Source organism: Agromyces ramosus, assembly GCF_030817175.1.
Taxonomy (GTDB): domain Bacteria; phylum Actinomycetota; class Actinomycetes; order Actinomycetales; family Microbacteriaceae; genus Agromyces; species Agromyces ramosus_A.
On sequence record NZ_JAUSYY010000001.1, the window covers coordinates 3,077,227 to 3,104,222 of the forward strand.

The 26,996-nt window shown below is 70.1% G+C and carries 22 protein-coding genes; 11 read left to right on the top strand and 11 right to left on the bottom strand.

The window, feature by feature from the left end:
- The first annotated feature begins 71 nt into the window (after nt 1-71).
- Entirely contained in the window at nt 72-1,538 is a 1,467-nt protein-coding gene (locus QFZ26_RS14445) for a glyceraldehyde-3-phosphate dehydrogenase (protein ID WP_307045091.1), read from the top strand.
- Between the two features lie 82 nt (nt 1,539-1,620).
- Here the strand turns inward: QFZ26_RS14445 and QFZ26_RS14450 are convergent, their stop codons facing one another.
- A complete protein-coding gene (locus QFZ26_RS14450) occupies nt 1,621-2,907 on the bottom strand; it encodes an alkaline phosphatase family protein (protein WP_307043286.1) in 1,287 nt (428 codons plus the stop codon).
- Nucleotides 2,908-3,213: 306 nt separating this feature from the next.
- Here QFZ26_RS14450 and QFZ26_RS14455 point away from each other — a divergent pair, with 306 nt between their 5' ends.
- On the top strand, nt 3,214-5,430 hold the full coding sequence (locus QFZ26_RS14455; protein ID WP_307043288.1) for an outer membrane protein assembly factor BamB family protein: 2,217 nt from the start codon (nt 3,214-3,216) through the stop codon (nt 5,428-5,430).
- 12 nt (nt 5,431-5,442) lie between these two features.
- On the opposite strand, the gene QFZ26_RS14460 is transcribed toward QFZ26_RS14455, so the two are convergent.
- Nucleotides 5,443-6,504 (bottom strand): Lrp/AsnC family transcriptional regulator, encoded by a 1,062-nt coding sequence (locus QFZ26_RS14460; protein WP_307043290.1) that lies wholly within the window; start codon nt 6,502-6,504, stop codon nt 5,443-5,445.
- A gap of 84 nt (nt 6,505-6,588) precedes the next feature.
- On the opposite strand from QFZ26_RS14460, the gene QFZ26_RS14465 reads away from it, so the two are divergent.
- The 7 genes from QFZ26_RS14465 (at nt 6,589) to QFZ26_RS14495 (ending at nt 15,356) form a co-directional block, all read left to right on the top strand.
- Nucleotides 6,589-7,965 (top strand): ABC transporter substrate-binding protein, encoded by a 1,377-nt coding sequence (locus tag QFZ26_RS14465; RefSeq protein WP_307043292.1) that lies wholly within the window; start codon nt 6,589-6,591, stop codon nt 7,963-7,965.
- Nucleotides 7,966-8,066: 101 nt separating this feature from the next.
- Complete coding sequence (locus QFZ26_RS14470) at nt 8,067-8,924, top strand: carbohydrate ABC transporter permease (RefSeq protein ID WP_307043294.1); 858 nt, start codon at nt 8,067-8,069, stop codon at nt 8,922-8,924.
- On the top strand, nt 8,921-9,790 hold the full coding sequence (locus tag QFZ26_RS14475; protein ID WP_307043296.1) for a carbohydrate ABC transporter permease: 870 nt from the start codon (nt 8,921-8,923) through the stop codon (nt 9,788-9,790). The genes QFZ26_RS14470 and QFZ26_RS14475 overlap by 4 nt, the downstream gene beginning before the upstream one ends.
- Nucleotides 9,787-11,169, top strand: a complete 1,383-nt coding sequence (locus QFZ26_RS14480) for a Gfo/Idh/MocA family protein (protein ID WP_307043298.1) — start codon at nt 9,787-9,789, stop codon at nt 11,167-11,169. The genes QFZ26_RS14475 and QFZ26_RS14480 overlap by 4 nt, the downstream gene beginning before the upstream one ends.
- Before the next feature lie 2 nt (nt 11,170-11,171).
- Complete coding sequence (locus QFZ26_RS14485; protein WP_307043300.1) at nt 11,172-13,340, top strand: alpha-N-acetylglucosaminidase; 2,169 nt, start codon at nt 11,172-11,174, stop codon at nt 13,338-13,340.
- 41 nt (nt 13,341-13,381) lie between these two features.
- Nucleotides 13,382-14,557, top strand: a complete 1,176-nt coding sequence (locus QFZ26_RS14490) for a thiolase family protein (RefSeq protein ID WP_307043302.1) — start codon at nt 13,382-13,384, stop codon at nt 14,555-14,557.
- Between the two features lie 10 nt (nt 14,558-14,567).
- The gene (locus QFZ26_RS14495) at nt 14,568-15,356 is read left to right on the top strand and encodes an SDR family NAD(P)-dependent oxidoreductase (protein WP_307043304.1); all 789 of its coding nucleotides are present in this window, start codon (nt 14,568-14,570) and stop codon (nt 15,354-15,356) included.
- A 71-nt stretch (nt 15,357-15,427) separates the two neighbouring features.
- Here QFZ26_RS14495 and QFZ26_RS14500 read toward each other — a convergent pair whose 3' ends face one another.
- The 3 genes from QFZ26_RS14500 to QFZ26_RS14510 form a co-directional block, all read right to left on the bottom strand.
- Nucleotides 15,428-16,396 (bottom strand): permease prefix domain 1-containing protein, encoded by a 969-nt coding sequence (locus QFZ26_RS14500; protein WP_307043306.1) that lies wholly within the window; start codon nt 16,394-16,396, stop codon nt 15,428-15,430.
- On the bottom strand, nt 16,393-16,734 hold the full coding sequence (locus QFZ26_RS14505) for a PadR family transcriptional regulator (protein ID WP_307043308.1): 342 nt from the start codon (nt 16,732-16,734) through the stop codon (nt 16,393-16,395). The genes QFZ26_RS14500 and QFZ26_RS14505 overlap by 4 nt, the downstream gene beginning before the upstream one ends.
- Before the next feature lie 121 nt (nt 16,735-16,855).
- Nucleotides 16,856-18,298 (bottom strand): XRE family transcriptional regulator, encoded by a 1,443-nt coding sequence (locus QFZ26_RS14510; protein ID WP_307043310.1) that lies wholly within the window; start codon nt 18,296-18,298, stop codon nt 16,856-16,858.
- Between the two features lie 127 nt (nt 18,299-18,425).
- Here QFZ26_RS14510 and QFZ26_RS14515 point away from each other — a divergent pair, with 127 nt between their 5' ends.
- Nucleotides 18,426-20,288, top strand: coding sequence for a phosphoenolpyruvate carboxykinase (GTP) (locus QFZ26_RS14515; protein ID WP_307043311.1), 1,863 nt, complete (start codon nt 18,426-18,428; stop codon nt 20,286-20,288).
- 127 nt (nt 20,289-20,415) lie between these two features.
- On the top strand, nt 20,416-20,799 hold the full coding sequence (locus tag QFZ26_RS14520; protein WP_307043313.1) for a DUF1622 domain-containing protein: 384 nt from the start codon (nt 20,416-20,418) through the stop codon (nt 20,797-20,799).
- A gap of 550 nt (nt 20,800-21,349) precedes the next feature.
- On the opposite strand, the gene QFZ26_RS14525 is transcribed toward QFZ26_RS14520, so the two are convergent.
- The 6 genes from QFZ26_RS14525 to QFZ26_RS14550 all read right to left on the bottom strand — a co-directional run bounded on the left by QFZ26_RS14525 (nt 21,350) and on the right by QFZ26_RS14550 (nt 26,977).
- The gene (locus tag QFZ26_RS14525) at nt 21,350-21,829 is read right to left on the bottom strand and encodes a 2'-5' RNA ligase family protein (protein WP_307043315.1); all 480 of its coding nucleotides are present in this window, start codon (nt 21,827-21,829) and stop codon (nt 21,350-21,352) included.
- A gap of 37 nt (nt 21,830-21,866) precedes the next feature.
- Complete coding sequence (locus QFZ26_RS14530) at nt 21,867-22,703, bottom strand: hypothetical protein (protein WP_307043317.1); 837 nt, start codon at nt 22,701-22,703, stop codon at nt 21,867-21,869.
- Between the two features lie 158 nt (nt 22,704-22,861).
- Nucleotides 22,862-24,751: an ABC transporter ATP-binding protein gene (locus QFZ26_RS14535; protein WP_307043319.1), complete on the bottom strand. Its 1,890-nt coding sequence runs from the start codon at nt 24,749-24,751 to the stop codon at nt 22,862-22,864.
- 117 nt (nt 24,752-24,868) lie between these two features.
- Nucleotides 24,869-25,096 (bottom strand): hypothetical protein, encoded by a 228-nt coding sequence (locus tag QFZ26_RS14540; protein ID WP_307043322.1) that lies wholly within the window; start codon nt 25,094-25,096, stop codon nt 24,869-24,871.
- A 32-nt stretch (nt 25,097-25,128) separates the two neighbouring features.
- Entirely contained in the window at nt 25,129-26,076 is a 948-nt protein-coding gene (locus QFZ26_RS14545) for a carbohydrate kinase family protein (protein ID WP_307043324.1), read from the bottom strand.
- Nucleotides 26,060-26,977, bottom strand: coding sequence for a pseudouridine-5'-phosphate glycosidase (locus tag QFZ26_RS14550; protein WP_307043326.1), 918 nt, complete (start codon nt 26,975-26,977; stop codon nt 26,060-26,062). The genes QFZ26_RS14545 and QFZ26_RS14550 overlap by 17 nt, the downstream gene beginning before the upstream one ends.
- Between the last annotated feature and the right edge of the window lie 19 nt (nt 26,978-26,996).

Below are 26,996 nucleotides of genomic sequence, written 5' to 3' on the forward strand. Positions count from 1 at the left end.
TGGTCGCCGACGCCCACCCGCGTGCGCGGCCGAGAAGGAAGATCGTGAGCCACGAGTTCGACGCCCGCCGCATGGAATGGATCGCCAAAGAGGAGCTCGCCGAGCGGATGATCCCGCTCATCGGCGCCCTGTACCGAGACCACGGGGTGGTGACCTCCATCCACGGCCGCCGCCTCATCAACCGGTCCGCGATCGCGCTCCTGAAGGCGCACCGATTCGCCCGGCAGGCGGGCGAGGTCGAACTCGACCTCGCCGACACCATGCGCGTGCTCGAGGCGCTGCGCGAGATCGGGCCGGGTCCGGCCTCCATCGACGTCGCGCGGCTCGTGGCGCGCTACGCGGACGCGGTGGGCGAGGGCGATGCCCGGGAGCTCGCCGACTTCGTGCGCGACGAGCTCGTGTCCGTGATCGCCGCCGACGGCACACCCGAGCCCGAGGGCACGGATGTCGTGCTCTACGGCTTCGGACGCATCGGGCGTCTGCTCGCCCGCATCCTCATCGCGCACTCCGGCAACGGCCGCGGCTTGCGCCTCCGCGCCATCGTGGTGCGCAAGGGCTCCGCGAACGACCTCGTCAAGCGGGCGAGCCTGCTGCGCCGCGACTCGGTGCACGGGCCCTTCGCCGGCACGATCGAGGTCGATGAGGCGGCCAACACGATCCTCGCGAACGGCACGCTCATCCAGGTCATCTACTCGAACGACCCCGCATCCATCGACTACACGGCCTACGGCATCCGCGACGCGATCGTCGTCGACAACACGGGTCGCTGGCGCGACGAGGAGGGACTGTCGCAGCACCTCCGGTCGGCCGGCGTCGCCCGCGTGCTGCTCACGGCACCCGGAAAAGGCGCCATCAAGAACATCGTGCACGGCATCAATCACGACGACATCGACGCCGCCGATGCGATTCTGTCGGCCGCCTCGTGCACGACGAACGCCATCACGCCCGTGCTCAAGGCGGTCAACGACGCCTACGGAGTCGTTCGCGGGCACGTCGAGACCGTGCACTCGTTCACGAACGACCAGAACCTCATCGACAACTTCCACTCCGGCGACCGCCGCGGCCGCTCGGCGGCGCTCAACATGGTGATCACCGAGACCGGCGCGGCGAATGCCGTCGCGAAGGCGCTGCCCGAGCTCGCCGGCAAGCTCACCGGCAGCGCCATCCGGGTGCCGACCCCGGATGTCTCGCTCGCGATCCTGAACCTGCAGCTCGAGCGTCCGGCCACCAAAGCCTCGCTGAACCGGTACCTGCGACAGGTGTCGCTCACCTCGCCGCTGCGCCAGCAGATCGACTACATCGAGTCGCCCGAGGTCGTGTCGACCGACTTCGTCGGCTCGAACCGTGCAGGCATCGTCGACGGGCTCGCCACCATCGCCGACGGCACCGACGTGGTGCTCTACGTCTGGTACGACAACGAGTACGGCTACTCCTGCCAGGTCGTGCGGGTCATCGAGGCGATGGCCGGGTCGCACCCCGTGGTGCTGCCCGAGCGGCAGTTCGTGATGCACGAGCGCGAGGTCACCGTCACCGCGTAGGGCTCGCCGTGCGCTCGACAAGGCGGATCCCGTCGGGGCTCGCCACGTCGATCCAGGCCGACGGGGTCGCGCCGAGGCGAGCTCAGCGGCTGTGGATCGCTTCGATGAGGATCCGGCCGTCGGCACCGGCGGGCGCGTCGTAGCCGAGGAGGGCGGCGATGGTCGGCGCGATGTCGATGTGCCGCGGATCGACCGGCCCGACGTTGGGGCGGACACCGGACCCGGCGAGCACCAGCGGCACATCGAGGTTGCGGCTCGTGCCGTGGACGCCGGCAGGATCGGCGGGCGTCGCGCCGAGCGACCAGCCGTCGTCGGGCTCGATGATGAGCTCGCCGTACTTCGGCGACATGTGCATGGCCTGCTGCTCGGCCTTGTCGTAGACGGCGGCGACATGCGGGAGCGCGGCGACGGCCTCCTCGATCTCGGCTGCAGCTCCCGGATCTCCGGCGGCGTCGCCGAGCAGGTGGAGTGAGCCGACACCACCGACGACGATCACCACCTCGGTTCCGGCCTGGGGCGCGCGTCCGGCGGCGAGGAGCTCCGCGTCGTACCCGAGCGCCTCGATCGCCCCGAGCAGTGTGCTCTCCATCCCGTGCGTGAATGTGCCCATGCCATGGTCGCCGGTGATGACGAACGCCGTGCGTCCGTAGATGCCCGCGTCCTTGGTGGCCTGGACCACTCGGCCGATCTGCTCGTCGACCTCGGCGAGCGCTGCCGGCATGCCGGCGGCGTAGGAGCCGTCGGCGTGGCCGAGCACGTCGAGGGTGTCGCAGTAGACGGCGATGAGATCGGGGATTCCGTTCGCCGCAACCATCTGGCCGCCGCTGTTCACGGCGTCGCCGTTCAGCACGGCGATGGCGTCGTCAGCGCGCTTGGCGCAGGTTCCGCCGGGTTGCGTGTAGAGCGCGTCGGGGTCGGCGTAGACGACACCGTAGTTCTGCAGGATGAACCACTGCGCGGACATCACGGTGCCGCCCTGTTCGCGGATCGCCTGCGCGATGGTCGGCACGGCGAGGTCGCGCTGTTGGCTGCGAGCGGTGCCGGTCTCCTCGTCGTACCAGTACGCGGTGTTCCGATGCGTCTCGGGCCAGGCGCCCGTGGCGATGGACGACCAGGACGGATTGGTGATCGAGGTCATCACCCCGGTGGAGGTCGTGAGGCTGCCTCGAGTGGCGAGCTGGCGGAGGTTGGGCATGGGCGCATCGTCGAGGTAGCTCGCGTCGAATCCGTCGAGGGCGATCAACACCACATGCTCCGCCGCTGGCGGTGACGACGCGACCGCGGCCGTCGCGGCAGCTCCGCCGATTCCGGCGGAGGCGAGAGCCGCCACGCCCAGCGCGACGAGGGAACGGGATCGGATGCGCATCATCAAGGCTCCAGAAGATCGCGACGGACGGACACCGGGCGATCCCGGATGGCACCGACGCTGGCGTGCGGGGAGGCGATCGGTCAACCGCCGGCCGCTGCCGTGCAAGGAATCGGGAATGACGAGGCCGCGGTTGACGGGATTCGACACCTCGTCGCGTCCACCTCCCCCGGATGACGGTTTCTTGCGCCGATCGGCGATGGCGTATCGATCCCTCGCAAACGACCGCTCCGTCCTTGGCAGCGGGGCTCGGCGGCCGATTGGGTGCCCGTGGGAGCAACCCGGCCGACGAAGCGGAGGATGAGCACAGTGGACGGAACGAACGGTACGGAGGAGCAGCGGCCGCGGCTGAGTCGGCGCGGGTTCATCGGCGTCTCGGCGGTGGGCCTCGGCCTGGGGATGACGGGGACCGGGTGGGGACCGTGGCCGGGGGCTGCGGTCGGCGCGGCACGAGCAGCCGACGAGCAGGGCGGACTGCGCTTCGTCGTGCTCACCGACACCCACGGCAATGACGAGGAGACCGCTCGGCTGGCGAATCTGGCGCTGGTGTTCGCGGCCGTCGAGGCGGAGAACCCCGAGTTCGTGCTGCACTGCGGCGACATCACGGACTACGGCGACGACAGTGGATTCGCGGCGTACCGCTCGTGCATTTCCGACGGGCTGTGGGACCGCATTCGCCACGTGCCCGGCAATCACGAGATCCGGTGGGATGTCACGGCGCGCGAGCGGTTCGAGCAGTGGTTTGGGCCGACGAGCTACAGCTTCGATGCCGGAGGAGTGCACTTCGTCGCACTCGACCCCACGCAGGCATTGCAGGAGCCCGGCCTGTTCGGCGACGACCTCGACGCGATCCGCCGGGACCTGGACGCCGCGGGCGAGACGCCGAGCGTGATGTTCCTGCACTTCCCGCTGGCGGGACGCAACCACTACGTGAACGATGCCGACGAACTGTTGCGCACCATCGAGCCGTTTCCTGTGCGTGGCATCTTCGCCGGGCACATCCACCGCAACGAGATCGATCGGTTCAACGGGCTCACCCAGGTCGCCGCGGTCGCCACTCGCAGCGGGCCCTTCTACCTGCGGTGCACCGAACGCAACGACGAGGCCGGCCGGGTTCTCGTGGTCGAACAGGTCACGCTCGGCGCGACCCTCGCTGACGCGCCTGTCGTCGATCTGCTCACGGAGATCCCACTCGATGCAGGTCCAGGAGAGCTGGCCGGACCGGTCCACGCCGGTGGTCGTGCCACCGGCCCCAGGATCGACCTGAGCGCGACGGCCGGGCCGGCCGCAGTCGGTCTGGAGGCACAGGTGTATCCGCAGGAGCTGTTCGGCACGGCGGTCGATCGAGCCTGGAGGCCGCTGGAGCGAGCTGGAGGTTCGTGGCACGGCGCCCTCGACGCATCCGCACTCGCGACCGGTGTGCATCGGGTTCGGCTTCGGGCCACGGATGAGTCGGGTGCCTTCTGGCACGAGACGGTCACCGTCGAACGGCACGGGAGCGCGCGGACGAAGTTGCGATGGGATGACCCGATCGGCGGGCAGATCCAGGGTGCGCTCGCCGCGTCCGGAAACACCGTCGTCGCGGCGTCCACATCGGGCCGGGTGGTCGCGTTGCGCGTCTCCGGTGCCGCGCGGCATGAGCGCATGTGGGTGACCGACCTCGGCGCCGTGCACCGCGGTGCGGCCTTCGCGAGCGACGGCTCGACCGTGTTCGTTCCGAGCGCCGACCACACCATCACCGCGCTGGAGGCCGAGACCGGCCGAAGCCGGTGGACTGCGGATCTGGGCCGGCCCGTCATGTCCACGCCCGCCGTCTTCAATGTCGGCGGTGTCGACCGCATCGTCGTGACGGCCGGAGACCGACTCTTCTGCCTCACTACGTCGGGGACGACCGTGTGGGAAGCCGAGGTGCCACGCCTCTCCGCCGGTCGAGCGGCCTCCGACGGCGAGCGCGTGTACGTCGGCGCCGGCGACGGGCACGGCTACGCCTACGACCTCGCGACCGGGAACCGCCTATGGTCGATCCTCACCAACACCCGCACGGACTCCTATCGCCAGCTGATCTACGGGCCGTGGGATGACTGGATCGAGATCCTTCCGACCGGAGCAGTGCTCTTCAGCACCGTGGCCAACGCGATCGCGGTGGATCCCGTGACCGGATCGGAGCTGTGGCGGAGAGACGGCAGTTACCTCTACGCACCGAGTCTGATCCTCGAGGATGGGAGCGTCCTGCTGACGACGGAATGGGGTGTGGTCGACCTCGTCGACCCGACCACCGGTGTTGCGCACTGGAGCACGCAGGCGGTTCCGCGCGCCGTCAACGCCGGCCCGGTGCGGGACGAACGCACCGGCACCGTCTGGCTCGTCAGCGTGGGCGGTCTCGTCGTCGCGATCGACCCTGCGAGCGGGGCCGTGACCGTGGACCGGCAGCTGTTCACGTCGAACACATTCTCCACCCCGGTGATCGTCGACCGGCAGCTGGTCGTCGCTGCGCAGGACGGCGTCGTGAGAGGTGTGGCCATCTGACGAGGCCGCGGATCAGGCGCCCGCGCGGATACGGCCGGCGCGCTTGAGCGATTGCAGCGCGACGGCCACATCGGCGTGCTGCAGGCCCGGCAGACCGCCGATCGTGTCGGAGATGAAGCCGTACAGCGCTGCGTCCGACCCGAGGGCGATCTCGCCGCACAGGTTCCGGTCACCGGTCGTCGCGGCCATCATCAACACCGACGGGTGCTCCGCGAGCAATTCGCCGGCCCGCCCCAACTGCGTCGGATTCACGTTGAGCGACACGAACGCGTTCACGGGCAATCCGATGCGCTCGGGCTCGACGACAGTGCGCATGCGCAGCGCCCCCGATGTCATCATCGCCTCGGTGCGGCGCCGCACCGTCACGGGGTTCGCATCGCACCGCTCGGCGAGCCGTTGCCAGCCGAGCCGTCCGTCGATCGCGAGCTCGGCGGCGATCCGCTCGTCGAGGGGATCCGTGGTCGCCGAGCGATCAGGGAGCGGATCATGCCAGGGGTCGAGGCGCTGAACCCGCAACTGCTCGACCAGCTCGTCGGCGAGCAGTTCGGGGAGCCAACTGTGGGGGGTGGCGAAGCGACGGATCACCTGGTTGCTCCACACGGCGAGCACGCCATCGAGGGCGGGAAGCTGTTCGAGGGTGATGGCGAGCAGGTGATCGTTCGTGGTGTAACTGATCTCCGCGATGCAGTCGACGCTGCCGGTCAGCAGCTTGACGGAGCCGCACTCGGGCCACGCCGAGAGTCGCTCGGCCGAACGATGGGCTTCGCCGGGGCGGCAGCGCAGTCGCACGAACAGGGATCGCGTGCGACGCGTGGCCTCGCCGTCGAGCACGCCCATGACGTGCACCGTGCCGTCGCGGATGAGACGTGACACTCGCCGCGACACCGTCGCCTCCGACGTGAAGACGACCTCGCTGATCTGTGTGTTGGTCGCTCGCGGATTCGCCATCAGGGCGCCGACGATGCGGCGATCGAGATCGTCCAGAGTGCACCTTCGTTTCAGGAGAGCGGTGGAGGGAGATGCTTTCTTGCAACCTACTCCCAGAAGTCGTCGAGGACACTCAAGTGGCGGCATGATCGGCGTACCCGTGCGGTGGGCGAGAAGCCACACCTGCGGAAGCAACGGCGCCCGTCGCCACGACACCGAGGAGTGACGCACATGACCCACACGTTCAGGCCGCGCATTGCGGCATCCATCGCGGCCGTGGCCGTGCTCGGGTTGCTCGCCGGATGTACCGGCGGCACCGCGGAGGAGACCACTGAGCAGACCGTGACCTTCTGGACTCCGCAGGCCACACCCGAGCGCCTCGCCGCGCAGGAGGACATCGCAGCGGCGTTCACGGAGGAGACGGGCATCGAGGTCGAGGTCGTGGCGATGGCGGGCGCCGACCAGGATCAGGCACTCGTGACGGGCGCCGCGTCGGGGGATGTGCCAGACGTGATCCTGCACGCCTCGACGCAGACCGGTGCGTGGACGTCGCAGGGCCTGCTCGACACCGAGGCAGCGGCCGCCGTCGTGGACACGCTCGGGCAGGAGACGTTCAACGAGCACGCCATCGAGGCCGTCACGCTCGACGACCAGATCTCCGCTGTGCCGAGCGACGGCTGGACGCACGTGATCGCCTATCGCACCGACCTGCTCGAGCAGGCGGGCGTCGAAGTCCCCACGAGCGTCACCGAGCTCGCCGAGGTCGCGACGACGATCAAGAGCGAGCTCGGCATCACCGGTCTCGCCTTCGGAACCCAGGCCGGTACCGCGTCGGCGACGGAGGGCATCCAGTCGATCTTCCAGGCCGCGGGCTGCGACCTCGTCGTCGACGGCGAGGTGACGATCGATTCGGCCGAGTGCACCGAGGCCGCCGAGCTGTTCCTCACGCTCCGCAACTCCTCGGTCGCCGGCGACTTCGACGTGACCAGTGCACGTGCCGCGTACATGAACGGCGACGCCGCCATGCTGCTGTTCTCGACCCACATCCTCGACGAACTCGCGGGCCTCGACGAGGCGACGCCGGCGACGTGCGCCGAGTGCGTCGACAGTCCGACGTTCCTCGCCGACAACACGCAGTTCGTCACGGTGCTCGACGAGGAGAATCCGGCCCAGTACGGGGCGATCCTCAGCTACGGGATTCCGACCGGAGCGAACGTGGAGGGCGCTCAGCAGTACATCGAGTACGTCATGAGCAACGGCTACGTCGACACGCTCGGTGTCGCGACCGAAGGTCGTATACCGCTGCGGAACGGCATGGCCGACAACCCGACCGAGTTCATCGATGCCTGGGGTGCGCTCGGCATCGGCCCGGCGCACGAGCGGACCTCCGTCGACCTGTACGGCGAGGAGTTCGTCGGCGGAATGGCCGAGGGCATCAACGCCGTGTACCTGTGGGGCATGGGCACGGATGACGCAACGCTCGCCGGTCTCGTCGCGAGCCAGGGCGTGCTCGCAGGGCAGATCGAACAGCTGTACAACGGCGCAGCAGCCGAGGACGTGACGTCGGCGATGAAGGCGGCCGTCGAGGAGGTCCAGGCGAGCCTGTGACCAGCGTTTCTCCAGACCGGGTCCGCCGGGGACGGCAGCTCAGCCGCCCCCGGCGGGAGAACCGGAACGGCCTGATCCTTACGGCTCCGACGCTCGTCGTCGTGCTGTTCGCGTCGATCCTGCCGCTCATCCTCGTCTTCGTCTTCGCATTCAGCGAGGTCCGCCTCGTCGACATCCCTCGCCTCGGCACCGAGCCGATCGACTGGACCCTCGACAATTTCACCCGTGCCCTGAACAACCCGTCGTTCTGGCAGGCGCTCGGCACCACGCTGCTCTACTCGACGCTCACCATGATCGGATCGGTCGGTGTGGGCCTCGTGCTGGCACTCGCACTGCGCCGGCCGTTCCGGGGGCGCGGTCTCGTTCGGGCACTGCTGCTCGTGCCCTTCGTGCTTCCGGTCATCGCGGCCGTCACCATATGGCAGACGATGCTCAACCCGCAGTACGGGCTGGTCAACACCTTCGGTCGCGAGTTCCTCGGCTGGGAGACCGCGGTCGGGTTCCTCAACACGACGAGCTACGAGGTGTGGGGCATCCCCATCCCGTTGTCGCTGCTCGTCGTGGTGCTCTTCGAGATCTGGACGTCGGCCCCCCTGTCGTTCCTGTTCATCACCGCTCGGCTGCAGGGCGTCGCTCCGGGCATCGAAGAGGCCGCCGCTCTCGACGGCGCGAACGGAGCCCAGATCGTCACCAGAATCGTCATGCCGCAGTTGAAGGGCGTCATCCTGCTGCTCTGCCTCCTGCGGTTCATCTGGAGCTTCCAGAGCTTCAACGAGGTCTACCTGCTCACCGAGGGTGCCGGTGGCACCCAGGTCATGGCGCTCAAGGTCTACACCGAGCTCATCACCCGCGCCGACATCGGGAGCGCGGCAGCCTATGGTCTTCTCATGTCGGTGATCCTGGTGGCTCTGCTGGCCGTGTACGTCGCACTCTCACGCAGGAAGGTGGATGTCGAATGAGCCGCCGTCGCTCCGCGCTCGCCCCGCGTCCCGCGGCCCGGGTGGGACGATTCATCATCGTGGCGCTCGCGCTCGTCATCTCGATCGGGCCCGTGCTCTACGGAGTCCTGTTGTCGCTGCGGCCATACTCGGCGATCGTGCGAGCCCCTCTCGACCTGTTCCCGTCGCTCGACGAGATCGATCTCTCCGCGTACACGACGGCGATGCTCGACGAGTCCCAGGGCGGGTTCGGGCTCGGCCGCTTCGTGCTGAACTCCCTCATCGTCGCCTTCGGCACCGTGGTGCTGTCGATCGTCGTGTCGATCCTCGGAGCGTACGCCGCGGCGCGCCTGCGCTACCGCGGCCGCGGCGGCGTCAACGCGGTCATACTCGGGGTCTACCTGTTCCCGGGCATCGTGCTGGCGGTTCCGCTGTTCGTGCTGCTCGCAAGGGCAGGACTGACCGGATCGCTCGTGGGCCTGTTCTTCGTGTACGTCGCGATCACGGTCCCCGTGTCGATCTACATGATGCGCAACTACTTCCTCGCGTTGCCGGAGAGCGTCGAGGAGGCGGCGATCATCGATGGCGCGTCAATGCCGCAGATGCTGCGGAGCGTCGTGCTGCCCATCGCTCTCCCGGGCATCGTCGCAACCGCGATCTACGTGTTCATGATCGCCTGGAACGAGTACTTCTACGCGTTGCTGTTCCTCGTGCAGGACCGCGCCTTGTGGACGGCGCCCCTCGGCATCTCCCAATTGAGCGACTTCAACGTGCCGGTCACGGTGCTGCTCGCGGGATCCATCGCAATCACCGTCCCCGTCGTGGTCCTGTTCTTCTTCGCACAGCGCTACCTCGTCGACGGCCTGACCTCGGGAGCGGAGAAATGAGCGCCGTGCCTCAGCGGATCGTCATCATCGGCGCGGGCGGGCGCGGTCGCGACGCATACGGGCGCTGGGCGATCGAGCACCCCGACGAGGCGACGGTCGTCGCGGTCGCCGACATCGATACGGGCCGCCGCTCGGCCCTGGCGGAGGCCGCCGGGGGAGCAGCGCAGTACGGCGACTGGCCGGAGGTCGTGGCCGACTTCGCCGAGCTCGCGGTCGATGGCGTCGTGATCGCCGTGCCCGACTCGATGCACGTCGACGTCGCGATCGCCGTGGCCGACGCGGGCGTGCCCTTCCTGCTCGAGAAGCCGGCTGCTCCGACGCTCGCCGAGCTGGAGCGGCTCGCGCTGCATGCCGGACAGGTCTCGGCTCGGCTCGCCATCGGGCATGTCCTCCGGTTCACCCCGTTCTGGCGCACGATCAAGCAGATCGTCGACTCAGGAGCGATCGGCAGGCTCATGACGATCGAGGTGCGAGAGAACATCGGGTTCTGGCATTTCGCCCACTCCTACGTGCGTGGCAACTGGCGCCATACCGCGACCTCCAGCGCGATGGTGCTGGCGAAGACGTCGCACGACCTCGACCTGATCCGATGGATCGCGGGGGATGCGCCCGAGACGCTGTACAGCATCGGCGAGCTCACGTGGTTCCGACGCGAGAATGCGCCCGACGGAGCACCCGCGTTCTGCGTCGACGGTTGCCCGGTCGCGGACACCTGCCCATTCTTCGCGCCGCGCTACTACATCGACGCCCTCGCCGGCGTGCACGGCCATCCGGTGCACCTGCTCAGCGACGACACGTCGATCGCCGGCCGGCTCGAGGCCCTGCGCACCGGCGACTACGGTCGTTGCGTGTTCAGGAGCGATAACGATGTGGCCGACCATCAGCAGACGACCATGCAGTTCCCGGGCGGCCTCACGGCGACCCTGACGGCGTCGGCGTTCACCGCCGAGAACACGCGAGTCGTCGCGATCACCGGTGCCGCCGGCCAGCTCACGGGGCACATGGAGCGCGGCGAGCTCGTGGTCGACCTGTTCTCACCCGGAGCGGCGCTGCCCGAGGGATTGCCGGTCGCCCGCCGCGAGGTGAGCACGATGAAGCCGATGGGGCACGCCCGGCACACGCTTCACGTGGCGATGCCGAGCGCCGATCTCGGTGACCACGCCGGTCACGCCGGCGGCGATGCCGGCCTCATGGCCGAGTTCGTCGCCGCCCTCGGGCGCGGCACGGTGGGCTCGGGCGAGCTCTCGTTCAGCACCGCGCTCGACAGCCACCTCATGGCGTTCGCGGCCGAAGCATCCCGGCTGAGCGGCACGCGCATCGAGTTCGCCGAATGGGTGTCGTCGCTCGGCATCACGCCGGCGCCGGCTGAGAGAGGCTGAGAATGTCGACTGATCCACAGGGGCTCGCCGAAACGGTGCGCGGAGTCGTGGCGCGCATCGGCGGTGACGCGTCGCGGGTGCTGGTGGAGCACATCGACGCCGGAGCAGATGGCGAGGCGATCGGTGCGTACGAGGCGTCGGCCGGGCTGCTCACGCTCCGCGGCACCGACGCCGTCGCCGCAGCCAGTGCCCTCTCGCGCTACCTGCAGCGCAACGGACGCCGCATCACGTGGGAGTCGCCGCGCCTCGAGCCGGCGTTCGACGCGTGGCCCGATGCGCCGCAGACGACGATCCGTACCCCGTTCGCGATCCGCTACTACCTGAACATGGTCACTCACGGGTACTCCGCGCCGTACTGGGACTGGCCCCGTTGGGAACGCGAATTGGACTGGATGGCGTTGCACGGGGTCACACATCCGTTCATGCTCACGGCGTTCGAGGTGGTGTTCGCGGAGACCCTCCGCCGATCGGGGGTGCCGAGCGACGAGGCGCAGGCGTGGATCGGCAGCGCTGCGCACACGCCGTGGATGTCGGTCGGCGGGGTGCATGACTTCGGCGGGCCACTCCCCGCGCGTTGGGCAGGGGAGCGTGTCGAGCTCGCGCGGCGCATCGTGCGGCGCGCGGTGGACCTCGGCATGACTCCGGTGCTGCCGCTGACCGGTGGGCACGTGCCGCGATCGCTCGCTGGTGCCGAGGCCGACGAGATCGAATGGCAGGGCTGGCGCTCGCCGATGATCGAGCCGTCGTCGCCCGACTACGCACGGCTCGTGCGGACGTTCCTCGAGGTGCAGCGTGAACTGCTCGGTGATCCGGGCCCGCACCCGGTGATCGCCGTGGATCCGTACATCGAGTCCCTGCCGCCGTCGGGCGACCTCGCGGCGCTCGCCGCCGCCGGCCGGGGCATCCATCGCGCGATCACCGAGGTCTACCCAGGGGCGACGTGGCTACTGCAGGGCTGGCCGTTCCATTACCACCGTGGATTCTGGACGCCCGATCGCGTCGCGGCGTACCTGTCGGAGGTGCCGCACCAGGGGCTGCTGCTCATCGACCTCTGGGGTGAACACGCGCCGATGTGGCGCGACGGCATGCACGGACGGCGATGGATCTGGACCGCGGTCCACAACTTCGGCGGGCGGTTCGCGCTCTTCGGTGACCTCGCCGGCCTGGCGCGAGACGTTTCGGAGCTCGAAGCGGAGCGGCCCGAGCGACTGGAGGGCATCGGGCTCGCGCCGGAGGCCATCGAGAACAACACCGTGTACTACGAGTTGGCGACGGATCTGGCGTGGGGCGCCATCGAAGTGGATCACTGGCTCGACGAGTTCGCGGTGCAGCGCTACGGCATCGACGACGATCGTGCCCGTGAGGCGTGGCGCCTGCTCGCCGCGACGCTGTACGCTCCGGGCCGCACGCGCTCGATCCCGTCGCCGGTGATCGCGCGCCCGTGGAGCGCCGACGCTCCATTCGCGACACAGCGGCTCGCCGGCGAGGCCCTTACTGCAGGACCCGCACGGATGTCGGCGAACATCGACGCCGAGAACGATCCGGCCGTGCTCGGCGACCTGCCGTGCATCGCCCGTGCGGCTCGTCTCCTCATCGCGCTGTCGGACCATGCACCGCTGCGCGATGCGCTCGAGCACGACGTCGTCGAGCTGGCCGGCCATGTGCTCGCGCAACAGGCACGCCTGCACATCCGAGGCATTCTCGCCGCCTTCGAACGCCACGACGCCGACGGCATCCGGGCGAACGCCGAACGCCTGCGCGTCGACCTGCTCGACCTGGACGCGCTCGCCGCCACGCGCCCGGAGTCCCGGGCGTCGACGTGGATCGACTCCGCCCGCGCGTGGGCCGGCACCCCCGCCGAAGCCGTCGCGATGGAGCGCGACGCCCGGAGCCTGGTCTCGGTGTGGGGGCATCAGGCGAGCGATCTCCACGACTACTCGGGCCGTCACTGGGCCGGATTGATCAGCGAGCTCTACGTGCCTCGCTGGCAGGCGTGGGCCGACTGGCTCGCCGACGCGGCCGAGCATGATGTCGCACCAGACGTCGAGCGGTTACGCGCACGAATCGTGCGGATCGAGGAGGACTGGCGCGGTGCCGTGGGCAGCGACGACGCCTCAGACCTCGCCCCGACCGCTGCGGCATCCTCGGTGCTCACCGGCCTCGGCTACTGACTCGTCTCGTGCAGGCCGCGGGGCCGACCTAGGCTGGACTCATGAGCACCGAAGCCGTCATCGTCGACGTCGTCCGAACGCCCGTGGGGCGGGGCAAGCCCGGGGGCATCCTCTCGGCCGTGCACCCCGTCGACCTCCTCGCCGGCGTGCTCGACACGCTCGTGAACCGCTCCGACCTCGATCCCGCCCTCATCGACGACGTGATCGGCGGATGCGTCAGTCAGATCGGCGAGCAGAGCTACAACATCACCCGCAACGCCGTGCTCGCCGCGGGGTTCCCCGAGACGGTGCCAGGCACCACGATCGACCGCCAGTGCGGCTCGAGCCAGCAGGCGGCGACGTTCGCCGCGCAGGCGGTGCTGTCGGGCCACGCCGACATCGCCATCGCGTGCGGCGTCGAGTCGATGAGCCGCGTGCCGCTCGGCTCGAGCACGGCGGGCGCCGACCCGTTCGGCTCGCGCCTGGGCAACCGGTACCCCGACGGACTCGTGAACCAGGGCGTCTCCGCCGAGCTCATCGCCGCGAAGTGGGGGTTCTCGCGCGAGGAGCTCGATGATTTCGCCGCCCATTCGCACACGCTCGCCGCGGTGGCGCAGGCGTCGGGAGCCTTCGCGAGCGAGGTCGTGCCCGTGGTGGGCGTCGACTCGCTCACCGACGAGACCGTGCGGCCGACCACGTCGGCAGAGTCCCTCGCCGGCCTGAACCCGGCCTTCCGCACCGAGGAGCTCGCCGAGCGGTTCCCCGAGCTCGAGTGGCGCATCACGCCGGGCAACTCGTCGCCGCTCACCGACGGGGCCTCCGCGGCGCTCATCATGAGCGCCGAACGTGCCGAGCAACTCGGGCTCACCCCGCGGGCCCGGTTCCGATCATTCGCGGTCGTGGGCAGCGACCCGCTCTACATGCTCACCGGCGTCATTCCCGCGACGGCGAAGGTGCTCGAGCGGGCCGGGCTCGACCATGACGACATCGACGCCTACGAGGTCAACGAGGCGTTCGCGTCGGTGCCGTTGGCGTGGCTGCGCGAGACCGGGGCGGATGCCGCGAAGCTGAACCCCCGTGGCGGCGCGATCGCACTCGGGCACGCGCTCGGCTCGTCGGGGACGCGCCTGCTCACGACCCTCGTCAACCAGCTCGAGGCATCCGGCGGACGCTATGGACTGCAGACGATGTGCGAGGGTGGCGGCATGGCGAACGCCACGATCATCGAACGCATCTGAAGGAGCACACATGGAACTCGACGGCGCATCGGCGATCGTCACCGGAGGGGCCTCTGGCCTCGGGCGCGCGACGGCGCGCGCACTCGTCGAGGGCGGGGCATCCGTCGTGCTCGTCGACCTTCCCGGGCCGCGCGGCGAGGACGCAGCCGCCGAACTCGGCGACCGCGCCCGGTTCGTCGCTGCCGACGTCGCGAACGAGGCCGAAGTGCACGCTGCCGTCGAAGCGGCATCCGCCCTCGGCCCGCTCCGCGTCGCGGTCAACTGCGCCGGCATCGTCACGGCGAACCGCACCGTCGGGCGCGACGGGCCCGCGCCGCTCGACGCGTTCGAGCGCACGATCCGGGTGAACCTCATCGGCACCTTCAACGTGACCCGGCTCGCGGCCGCGGCCATGGCCGCAACCGACCCCGTCTCCGGGGCGCTGCCCGGCGGACCGGCCACCGAGGAGCGGGGCGTCATCGTGAACACCGCCTCAGTCGCCGCCTTCGACGGGCAGATCGGCCAGGCCGCCTACTCGGCCTCGAAGGCCGCGGTCGCCGGCATGACCCTGCCGATCGCCCGCGACCTGTCGAAGCTGCTGATCCGCGTCGTCACGATCGCGCCCGGCATCTTCGAGACGCCGATGATGGCCGGCATGTCCGACGAGGTGCGAGGGTCGCTCGAGGCGCAGGTGCCGCACCCGTCGCGCCTCGGCCACCCGACCGAGTACGCGGCGCTCGTGCGGTCGATCATCGCGAACCCGATGCTGAACGGTGAGACGATCCGCCTCGACGGCGCGATCCGGATGCAGCCGAAGTAGCCGTCACCGGCACGCGGATGCCGCGGGGCGCCGACTCGCAAACGAGGCGGCCCTCTGACAGCCGAACCGTGTCATGCGCTCGCACGCATCACGGACCGAGCTCGTGCGGTCTTGATGAATCCGTCGATCACGTCCCACGTGGCGATGCCGATGGTGACGATCACGATGATCGTCACGACGATGGTGCCGGCTTCCTCACTCCACGGCCAGTGGATGACCTCGAGGATCGCCGGATCGAGCAACTGGCCGCTGAGGAAGAGCCAGAGCGCCGGCACCACGAACGCCGCGTTCAACGGGATGTTCAGGATCGCCCACGTCCAGCTCCAGCCACGCACGTAGATGACGATGGCGAACAGCATCTCGAGCACGATCAGCCCGAGGAAATACGGGATCCAGAAGGACCACAGAGCTGGGTCGAGCACCGGGATCGGCTCGCGAACCCCGTCGCGGAACACGACGCCGAACTGCTGCCACACGAGCGCCACCGCGTACAGCATGAGGAAGACGAGCGAGGCGATGAGCTCGCTGAGCCGGCTCGACCGACGCAGGTCGGGAAGCGGCGGGAGCATCTCCGTCTCCCACAGCGTCGGCAGCGTCGTGTTGGGCGTGCGTTCGATCACGGCGAACGCGAGCGTGATCCAGAACCCGAGGTGCACCGCGATCGCGAGGATCGTGGCGACGGAGTCGCCGATGGCTTCGCCGAAGTTCGCTTCGGTGAGCAATTGCGCGAGCACGATCGCCCCTGCCGCGAGCGGCAGCACGAGGGTGTACATGAGCTTCATCAGGCGCCACCAGGTGAGGTAGTACCTCGGCCCGATCAGGTACAGGGGCCGATCGACGTAGCCGGCGGCAAGTGCAGCCGGGTCGCCCAGGTCACGGAGGACCGAGCGTTCGGCGTCGGACGGCGATCGGCCGCGGTCGACGAGCGCATCGATCTGATCGCCGATGCGCTCGCGCAACTCGCGGTCGAACTCGGGGCGCTGCGCCTCGGGGATGGTGCGGGCGGCGGCCCACACGTAGCGGTCGGTCAGGTCGGTCATGATTCGTCTCCGGTGGTGAGTCCGGCGAGCGCCCTGTCGACGCGTCGCCAATCGGTCATGAGAACGTCGGCGAGCTGCTCGCCAGTGGGGCTCGTGCGGTAGAACTTGCGTGGCCTCGCCTCGTCGGTGTTCCACTCGCTCGTCAGCAGGCCCTGCTTCTCGAGTCGCCGCAGCAGGGGATAGAGCGTGTTCGCGTCGACGAGGATGCCGAGCCCGTTCAGCGACTCGAGCAGCGCGTAGCCGTAGTCGGGTGTGCGCAGTCGGATGAGGCAGGCGAGCACCACGGTGCCGCGCCTCAGCTCCTGGATATGCCCGGCGGTCGTCTCATCGGTGGCCATGAGTCACACGTTACTGTGCGACACACACTAATGCAAGATGCGCTTCATAGCGCGACGGACGCTCCGTGCTCACGACGTGCGTGACGCAACGGGGCGTGGCTGACGGGGCGGCGCGTGGCGCCTACTCCTCGGCGTGCGCCTCGAGGAACTGATACACCGAGGCGTCGTCGACCCCGGGGAAGGTGCCAGACGGCAGCGGTGAGAGCACGTGCGCGTGCAGGCGCGCACTCGGCCACGCCTTGCCGGCCCAGCGCTCGGCGAGGCCGTCGGGCGCGCGCCGGCAGCACGCCTCGTCGGGGCACGTCGACGAGGCACGCAGGGTGGTCTCGCGGCCACGGAACCATTTCGCCTGGTTGAACGGGACGCCGACGGTGATCGAGAACTCCGCGGCATCCGTGCGCCCCGTCTGGGTCGCGCACCAGAACGTGCCCACCGGCGTGTCGGTGTACTGGTAGTTCTCGGTCGTGCGGTTCGTGTGCCCGAACGCGGTGCGCGCGCTCCACTTCTTGCACACCCACTGACCCTCGATCGAGCCGGTGACGTCGGTCGGCAGCGGCAGCCCGTCGTTCTCGTACCCCTTGAGCAGGGCGCCGTCGCCGGCCACGCGGAGGAAGTGCAGCGTCATGTCGAGGTGGCTCGTCGCGAGGTTCGTGAACCGCAACGCCGCGGCCTCGTGCGTCACGCCGAAGGCGTCTCGGAAGTCCTCGATCGCGAGCCGCTTCTCCTTCTTGGCGGCATGGAGGAAGGCGACGGATGCCTCGCGAGGCATGAGGCACGCGGCCGCGAAGTAGTTGATCTCGAGGCGCTGCCACAGGAACTCGGCGTAGCTGTCGGGGCGCTCGTGACCGAGGAGCCGGTGCGCCATCGCCTGCAGCGCCATCGAGCGCAGGCCGTGCCCGCCGGGGATCGACGCCGGCGGCAGGTAGATGCGCCCGTTCGCGAGATCGGTGATCGACCGGGTCGAGTCGGGGAGGTCGTCGACGTAGATGAGCTGCAGCCCGAGCCGCTCGGCCATGACGCTCACCTCGCGGTGCGTGAGCGCGCCGGAGCGGTGGCCCGAGGCGCGCACCTGGTCTTCGGCGAGCTGCTCGATCTCGGGCAGGTGGTTGTCACGCGCCCGCATGCGCTCGCGCAGCTCGGTGTTCGCCCTGCGCGCCTCCTCGGGCGTCGCGATGGCCTCGCTCGCGCGCCGCTGCAGCTCGCGATGCAGGCCCACGATCGCCTCGAGCGACTCGTCGGAGATGCCGCGCGACGCCTTGATCGATGGCAGCCCGAGGGCCGCGTAGAGCGGGCTCGACTGCACCCGCCCGAGCTCGAGCTCGAGCGCGGCCCGGGGGCTCGGGGCTTCACGGGCGAGCAGGGCCGAGAGCTCCACGTCGAGCGCGGCCGAGAGCGCGTCGAGCGTGGAGAGCTTGGGTTCGCGCTTGCCGTTCTCGATGAGTGACAACTGGCTGCCCGCCATGCCCACCGCCGCGCCGAGCTGGTCGAGCGTCAGTCCGCGTTCACCGCGGAAATGGCGGATTCGTTGGCCGAGCGTTGCGAGATCTGGTGAGCCTGCCTTCATGTCTTAAGAATAGTGAAAGATTCGAAATTCTTAACGTCCCTTTTGTTCGCTCGGATGCTCCGAATGCGCGCATTCTTGAAATACAAGCTCCTCCGGCCGCTGGTCGGCACCATTGGAAGGGACGACGATGACCATCTCCGAGTTCTCGATCGGCACCGAGGCATCCGACGCCGCAGCACCCACCCGGCGCGGCACGACCGATCCCGCACTCCGTGCCTGGGTCGACGAGATCGCCGGTCTCACCAAGCCCGACGAGATCGTCTGGTGCGACGGCTCGCAGCACGAGGCCGACCTCCTGACGAAGCAGCTCGTCGCCGAGGGCAAGCTCATCAAGCTGAATCCGGAATGGCGGCCCAACAGCTACCTTGCGCGCACCGACGCCGACGATGTCGCCCGCGTCGAGGACCGCACCTTCATCTGCTCGACCTACGAAGAGGACGCCGGTCCGACGAACAACTGGCGCGACCCGCGTGAGATGCGCGAAGAGCTCACCGACGTCTTCGACGGTTCCATGAAGGGCCGCACGATGTACGTCGTGCCGTTCTCGATGGGCCCGCTCGGCGGCCCGATCTCGCAGCTCGGCGTGGAGATCACCGATTCGCCCTACGTCGTGCTCTCGATGGGCATCATGACCCGCATGGGCGAGGCCGTCTACCGCCTGATCGAGGCGGGCGAGCCGTGGGTGCGCACCGTGCACTCGGTCGGGTACCCGCTTACCGACGGCGTCGGCCACCGCCGCGCCGAGGTCGATTGGCCCTGCAACGAGACGAAGTACATCGTCCAGTTCCCCGACTCGCGGGAGATCTGGTCGTACGGCTCGGGCTACGGCGGCAACGCCCTGCTCGCGAAGAAGTGCTTCGCCCTGCGTATCGCGAGCGTGATGGCCCGCGACGAGGGCTGGCTCGCCGAGCACATGCTGCTCATCAAGATCACCTCCCCGGCGGGCAAGTCCTACCACGTTGCCGCCGCCTTTCCGTCGGCATGCGGGAAGACGAACCTCGCGATGCTCCAGCCGACGATTCCCGGCTGGAAGGTCGAGACCATCGGCGACGACATCGCCTGGATGCGTCCCGGCGACGACGGCCGGCTCTACGCGATCAACCCCGAGGCGGGCTTCTTCGGCGTGGCGCCCGGCACCGGCGAGACGACCAACCCGACGGCGGTGCAGACGCTGTGGGGCAACACGATCTTCACGAACGTGGCGCTCCGGCCCGACGGCGATGTCTGGTGGGAGGGGCTCACCGACGACCCGCCCGCCGAGCTCACCGACTGGGAGGGCAACCCGTGGACACCGGCATCCGATCGCCCCGCCGCGCACCCGAACTCGCGCTTCACGGTCGCGGCCGCGCAGTGCCCGCAGATCTCCGACGACTGGGATGCGCACGATGGCGTGCCGATCGACGCGATCCTCTTCGGAGGACGCCGTGCGACGAACGTGCCGCTCGTCGCCGAGGCCCGCTCGTGGAAGCACGGCGTGTTCATGGGCGCCACGATCTCGTCCGAGCAGACCGCGGCGGCCGAGGGCGTCGTCGGCGAGCTTCGCCGCGACCCGTTCGCGATGCTCCCCTTCTGCGGCTACAACATGGCCGACTACTGGGGCCACTGGGTGAAGATGGGACGCATCCTCGGCGAGAACGCGCCGAAGATCTTCCAGGTCAACTGGTTCCGCAAGGGCGCCGACGGTTCGTTCCTCTGGCCCGGCTTCGGCGAGAACTCGCGGGTGCTCGAGTGGATCGTCGGACGCCTCGAAGGCGACGCCGACGCGGTCGAGACGCCGATCGGCCTCCTGCCGGCACCGGACTCGCTCGACCTCGACGGCATCGAGATCACGGATGACGCGATCGCGCAGCTGTTCAAGGTCGACCGTGACTCGTGGCTCGCCGAGTGCGAGCTCACCGACGAGTACTTCGTGCAGTTCGGCGACCGCGTGCCCGCCGCGCTGAAGGCCGAGCTCGCGAGCCTGCGGTACCACCTGCAGCACTCCGAGTAGGCGGATCTCACGACGGAGGGCGGATGCCGCGGCATCCGCCCTTCGTCGTGCCTGCCGTTTCCCGGCACGTCGCACGGGCTCGAGGCCGGGTCGGCGCTAGCGTGTGCCGCGAGGGTGAGGAAGCGCGATGGAATTCGGCCAGATCATCGAGGCGACCGGTGAGGTCATCGACGTCCTCGGCGTCGTTGCGATCGTCGTCGGCGTGCTCTACGCCATCGTCGACGCCGGTCTGCGCGGCCTGCGCCGGGTGAGCCCCGTGTACTCGCGGTTCCGTCGTGTGCTGGGGCGCGCCATCCTCCTCGGCCTCGAACTGCTCGTCGCCGCCGACATCATCAAGACGGTCGCCGTCACGCCGACCCTCGATTCGGTTGTGGTGCTCGGCGTCATCGTGCTGATCCGGACCTTCCTCAGCTGGTCGCTCGAACTCGAGATCTCGGGCCGCTGGCCGTGGCAGAAGCGCGGGACGCCGGTCGACGCGCCTGCAGACGTCGAGGCGGCCGACGCGCACTGACGCCGGGAGCCGCGCGACCCTCCGCGCGCGACACGCCGCACCTGCGTCATCCGCTGGCCGCAAGTGGTGCCCGAGCATCCCGCCGTGGCACCCATTCGTGGCCATTCGACGCAGCGGCCCGGCGTGTCATCGGACCCAGCCACGCGTGGTGAGCGTGCGCTCGATCAGCGCCAGCGTGTCGGCAAGGTCGAGCCACGTTCGCGGGCGAGGTCACTCGCGCGTCGCCCGTCTCGACGAGCTCGCGCCGACGGAGCTGCAGACGATGACCGCGGATGCCGGCTCCGCGCGGACGGGCAGACGGCGCCGAGACTCCGAGCCCGGGTGAGCGGCGAGGGCGGCACGTCCACCGCGTGACGGATGCCCCACGCCGGGGCGTCGAGGTCGGAAGCGCGCAGCCGTGCCCGGGATACTCCTTCGTCCCGCGCGGCGGCCACGAAACGCGCGTGTCGGGCGGGAACGCCGACGACCCGTGGCCTCTCGCGGCGTGGCCATGGCGTCCCCGTGCGCCGAGGGGCCGGCGCGGCGATCTGGGGCAGAGAGGCGTGCGGGATCAGCCGGATGCCTCGCCGAGGCGCCAGGCCGCGACGACGCTGCGGTGGTGGGACCCGGCGGCGGGGTTCATGTCGACGAGGGCGACCGTCTCGAGCACGATGGGCTCGCCGGGCCGCAGTTGGCGGTTGTGCTTGCGGGTGACGTGCGGACGGAAGTCGGGCCGCACGCGTCCGAGGTCGACTCCTGCCTCGCCGAGGGCCGCCAGTGCACGCTCACGGAGCAGTCCGAGCGCCCCGCGCTCCCGCACGAGCGTGACCGGCACGTCGCGCCGCCGGCCGAACATCGCCTCCTCGCCGCCGCTCGCGCGGACGGGCTGCGCATCGCCGGAGACCCGGCCGACCACGTCGGCCACCGCTGCAGCCGGCAAGTCGGTCTGGAACGGCTCGACGAGCGTGACGTGGAGCGGCCAGTCGGCCACCGTGAACTCGTCTCCCGCGGCAAGCGGCACGAGCGGAAGCACGACGACGAAGCGCGCCATTCGGCGAGTCTAACGGGGGCCGCTCGTCGGGCGGGATTCAGTCGACGCGGTGCGGTTCGTCGAGTCGGCCGAGCAGGCGGAGCATTGCGGCCGGCGCGTAGCGGAACTCGATCGTGCCACTCGCACCGGGCTCCGACGGGCCGATCCACGTGCTCGAGCCCTCGTGCACCCGCACCCAGCCGTCTTCGAAGAGGAGGTCGGTGCCGATGACGAACGCCATCGCGGGGGTGTCGCCCTGGCGCACGGCGATGGATCCCTCGAACACCTGCGACGCCTCTGCCTCCGCGTCGGCCCGGCACTGCACGCCGACGAGCGGGCGGGCGATCGGGGTCGCGAAGCCCGGCGTGTGGAACGGGCTCGCCTTCGCGGCATCAGCGACGATGCCGAAGTTCACGCTCGTCGAGACGAGACTGAGCGAGGCCTGGCCGTCGAGCACGAGGCGGCTCGCGACGCGGAAGCGGTAGTACAGCCGGCCCGACTCGCGCGCCGGCGGCAGCACCGCGAGGCTCGCCCAGTTGCGTGACCAGTTGAGCGGTTCGCCGTCGCGGTTCGGCGGGTCGTAGACGCTCGCGGTGACCCGCACCGCGCCGTCGTCACGGGTGGGCGCGGCCTGCAGTGCGCTGCGCCCGCGGTCGCCGTCGGGCATCACGTTGCGTACGGCGGTGAACGCGGGCAGCCGCTGCGGCTCCCAGTGCCGGAGCCAGCCCTGGATGCCGGCCTGGACGCGGTCGAACGAGTCGCCGAGTCCGTTCCGTGCCGAGGCTGCCGTGGCCGTCTCCGTGCCGTCGGCCGCGTTCGGCAGCTCGTCGATGAGGTCGACGGGAAGCTCGGCGAGTCGCGAGAGATCGCGGGCGGGTACGGTCGCGATGGTCATGGTCGTTCCTCCGGGAGGGGCGCGGGTTCGGGGCATCCGAGAACCGGATGCGGATCCCACGCTACGGAGGGGCGTGCCACGCCCCATCCCGGCTACCCCCCAAAATGCCCCGGGGCTAGCCCTGAGCCGGTTCTCAGGCGACGTCGATGCAAGTCGGCTCAGACGAGCAGCTGGTGTTGCGCGAGCTCCCGGTAGAGGGGCACGGAGGTCACGAGCTCGTCGTGCGTGCCCTCGCCGATGACCTGGCCGCCGTCGAGCACGATGATGCGGTCGGAGTCGACGACCGTCGACAGCCGGTGCGCGATGACGATGAGCGTGCGTCCGGCGGACACCGCATCGATCGCCTCGCGCATCATGCGCTCGTTCATGCCGTCGAGCGACGAGGTGGACTCGTCGAGCAGCAGGATCGGCGGGGCCGCGAGCAACGCGCGGGCGATCGCGAGTCGCTGGCGCTCGCCGCCCGAGAGCATGATGCCGTCGTCGCCGACCGCGGCGTCGAGGCCTGCAGGGTCGCGGTCGAGCACGCTGCCGAGGTTCACCGCGCGCAGCACGTGCTCGCACTCGACATCGGTCGCGTCGGGACTGCCGAGCTTCAGGTTGTCGCGAAGCGAACCGGCGAGGACGGGGGCGTCCTGCTCGACGTAGCCGATCTGCGCGCGCAGCTCGGTGCGGTCGAGCGAGCGGATGTCGAGCCCGCCCATGCGCACGGTGCCGACGCTCGGGTCGTAGAACCGCTCGACGAGCGCGAGGATCGTGGACTTGCCGGCGCCCGACGGGCCGACGAGTGCGATGCGCTGCCCGCGCGGCACCTGGAACGAGACGCCCCGCAGCACCGGCTGCCGATCGGTCACCGAGGGTTCGGGCAGGTGCTCGTCGGGCGATTCGTTCGCGGGGTCGGCGGGGTCCGACCGCGTGGTCGCGTAGGCGAAGTGCACATCGTCGAACTCGATTGCGGGGGCATCCGGCAGCACCGCCTCGTTCGCGTGCCCCACCATGAGCGCGAGGGGAGCGAGTTCGCGGTCGTGGGCGTCTTCGTCGGGCAGGTCGAGGATCTCTTGGATGCGGCCGAGCGCACCGAGCGCGAGGTTCACCGACGTGATCGCGCCGAACGCCTGGCCGAGCGGCAGGATCATCATGAAGAGGAACAGGATGAACGCGACGAGGTTCGCGACCGTGATCGCGCCGCTCGCCACGCGGAACCCGCCGACGCCGAGCACGACGAGGAACGACACCTGCATCGCGATGCCCGCGATCGGCACGATGAGGGCCGAGATCTTCGCGACCTGCACGCCCATGCGCCAGGCGCCCTCGGCCTCGGCGTCGACGCTCGCGATCTCGCGTTCGGTGGCTCCGGCGGCGCGAATCGTGCGCACGGAACTGATGGCGCGTTCGACGGATGCCGCGACGTCGCCGATCTTCTCCTGCGCCTGGTGCGACGCCTCGCGCACTCTGCGGGAGAGCAGCGTGACGGTGGTGATCGCGATGGCGATGACGAGCACCGTGAGGCCGAGCAGCACGGAGTCGAGGATGAGCATGGCGATGATCGCGCCGACGAACGTGACGGCGCCGCCGATCGCCTCGACGAGTCCCTGCGTGAGCACCGCACGGAGCATCGTGGTGTCGCTGCCGACCCGGGAGACGAGGTCGCCGGTGCGCCGCGTGTCGAACTCCGCGATCGGCAGGCGCAGGAGCTTCGCGACCAGCCGGCGGCGACTCGAGAGCACGACGCCCTCGCCGGTGCGCTGGAGGAGGTAGTGCTGGTAGCCGCTGATGACGCCGCTCACGATGACGAGCGCCACGAGCAGCCAGACGAGCGCGCCGAGGGGGTCGCTGGCTTCGACGGTGGTGATGACACTGCCCACGAGCAGCGGCTGCGCGAGGCTCGTGAGGGCGCCGATGACGCTGAGCACGGCGACCCAGATGAGCACCGGGCGGTGCTCGAAGATGAACGGCAGCAACTGCCTGAACGTGGCGCGCGGCCCGGTGGGCGCCGCACGTCGGGCGAAGGGGCTGCGTCGGGTCTCGGCTCGGGTTTCGGTGTCGCTCATGATCTCTTCCTGGTCGACGCGGTGAGCGGATGCCGCACCGCTCGAATGCCGCGCCATCGCCGCCTTGCAGCCTACGTGCTCGGGCTGCGTGGGTATTCTCAGCTGCGCTCGTGCGCGCTAGCCGCGCCCGTACTTCTTGTGTACCGCCTGCTTCGACACCTCGAGCGCGAGTGCGATGAGCTGCCAGCTGGAGCCGGCCGCTCGTGCCCGCCGCACGGCGACCGTCTCGGCGCGGTCGAGCTCGCGGTTGAGCTCGATGCGCGCGCGGTGCAGTTCGCGGAGCGCGCGGTAGGGGTCGTCGCCGTCGGCGGCGGCGATCGCGGTGCGGAGCGTGCGGTCGTCCATGGCGTCAACCGTAATTGACGAGCATCACGAAGTCAACTGGGGTTGACGGTCGGCGCCGTCGTGTGCGCACCCGGGTTCGTGAGCACGGATGCCGCGGCGGCGTGCCCGGCGAGGCACGCCGCCGCGGCATCCGTACCCCGCAGCGTGGCCGCGAGGAACCCGGCGGCGAACGCGTCGCCCGCCCCGGTGAGATCGCGAATGCCCGCGACCGGCGCGACATCGACCCGCGCCACCAGCCTGCCCGCCTCGATGACGTCGGTCGGCAGCGGGCCGTGCTTCACCACCACGGTGGGAGCGACGGATGCCGCCACCTCGCCGCCGCCCGCGAGCCCGAGCAGCTCGGCCTCCGCCTCGTTCGCGAACAGCACGTCGGGCGCGACACGGCGCATGAGCGCGAGCGCCGCCTCGACGCCGAGCCCGGCGAGGAGTCCCGTCGATGACGCGTCGAGCGAGACGCCGGCCCCGCCATCCCGCGCGAGCGCGGTCAGGCGCACGATCTCGGTGCGCATCGGCTCGCGCTCGAACCCGTACCCCGGAGCGTGCAGCCACGTGATGCCGTCGAGCCAGGCGGGGTCGACGCCCTCGAGCAGCGCCGATGCGCCGCGGTCGGGGAACATCGTGCGCTCGCCGTCGGCGTCGACGAGGAGCACGACGGTGCCGGTGCGTCCGTCGTGCTGCACGCGCACGTCGACCCCGCCGTTCGCCAGCTCGGCCACGAGCACCGCGCCCGCGGCATCCGCGCCCACCCGGCCGATGAACCGGGTCGGCACCCGCGAGGCCGCGAGCGCCGCGACGTTCGCGCCGCTGCCGCCGCGCGCCCGGAACACCTGCGCGGCCGTGTCGGTGGCCGCACGCACGGGTTCGCCGGCCCACACGACGATGTCTTCGACGAGGTCGCCGACCACCGCGAGCACGCCAGGGTTGCTCGCGGATGCGGCTGCGCCGCCCTCGGTCGCGCGTCGCTCAGCCGGCGACGGCACGAGCGATCTCCGCACCGAGCGCGACGTTGCCGCGGTAGACCTCGAGGTTCACCTCGAGGCTGCGCCCGCCCGTCGCGCGCTGCACGTAGTCGAGGAGGAACGGCGTCGTGTCGTGACCGGTGATGCCGGCGTCGGATGCCGCGGCGAGCGCCTCGGCCAGCACGCGGTCGTGGAAGGCGGGGTCGAGCTGCTTCGCCTCGTCGACCGGGTTCGCCACGAGCACGGCCGACGCCAGGCCGAGCTCATCGCGGGCGAGCGCGAGCACCGCGGCATCCGCTGCGCTCTCGATGCGGTAGTCGAGCGCGAAGCCCGAGTCGGCGATGTAGAAGCCGGGGTAGCGGTTGGTGCGGTAGCCGACCACGGGGATGTTCAACGTCTCGAGGCGCTCGAGCGTCGCGCCGATGTCGAGGATCGACTTGACGCCCGCGCTCACGAGCGTGATGGGCGTCGTCGCGAGCGTGCCGAGGTCGGCCGACTCGTCGAACGTCTCGCTCGCACCTCGATGCACGCCGCCCAGGCCACCGGTCGACATGACCCGGATGCCGGCGCGATGCGCGAGCCAAGCCGTGGCGGCGACGGTCGTGCCGCCGTCGAGCCGCTTGGCGCGGGCGATCGGGAGATCGCGCACGCTCACCTTCACCACCTCGGCCGCCGTGCAGAGCCGCTCGAGCTCGGCGGGGGAGAGGCCGACCACCGGCTCGCCGTCGATCACGCCGAGCGTCGCGGGCACGACACCCGCATCGCGCACCTGCTGCTCGGAGGCGAGGCCGACCTCGAGGTTGCGCGGACTCGGCAGCCCGTGGCTGAGGATCGTGGACTCGAGGGCGAGCACGGGTGCCCCCGCCTCGAGGGCCCGGCGCACGTCGTCGCCGAGGCGGATGCCGCGTGGAGGAGTCTGCATCCCGCCATCGTAGAAGGAG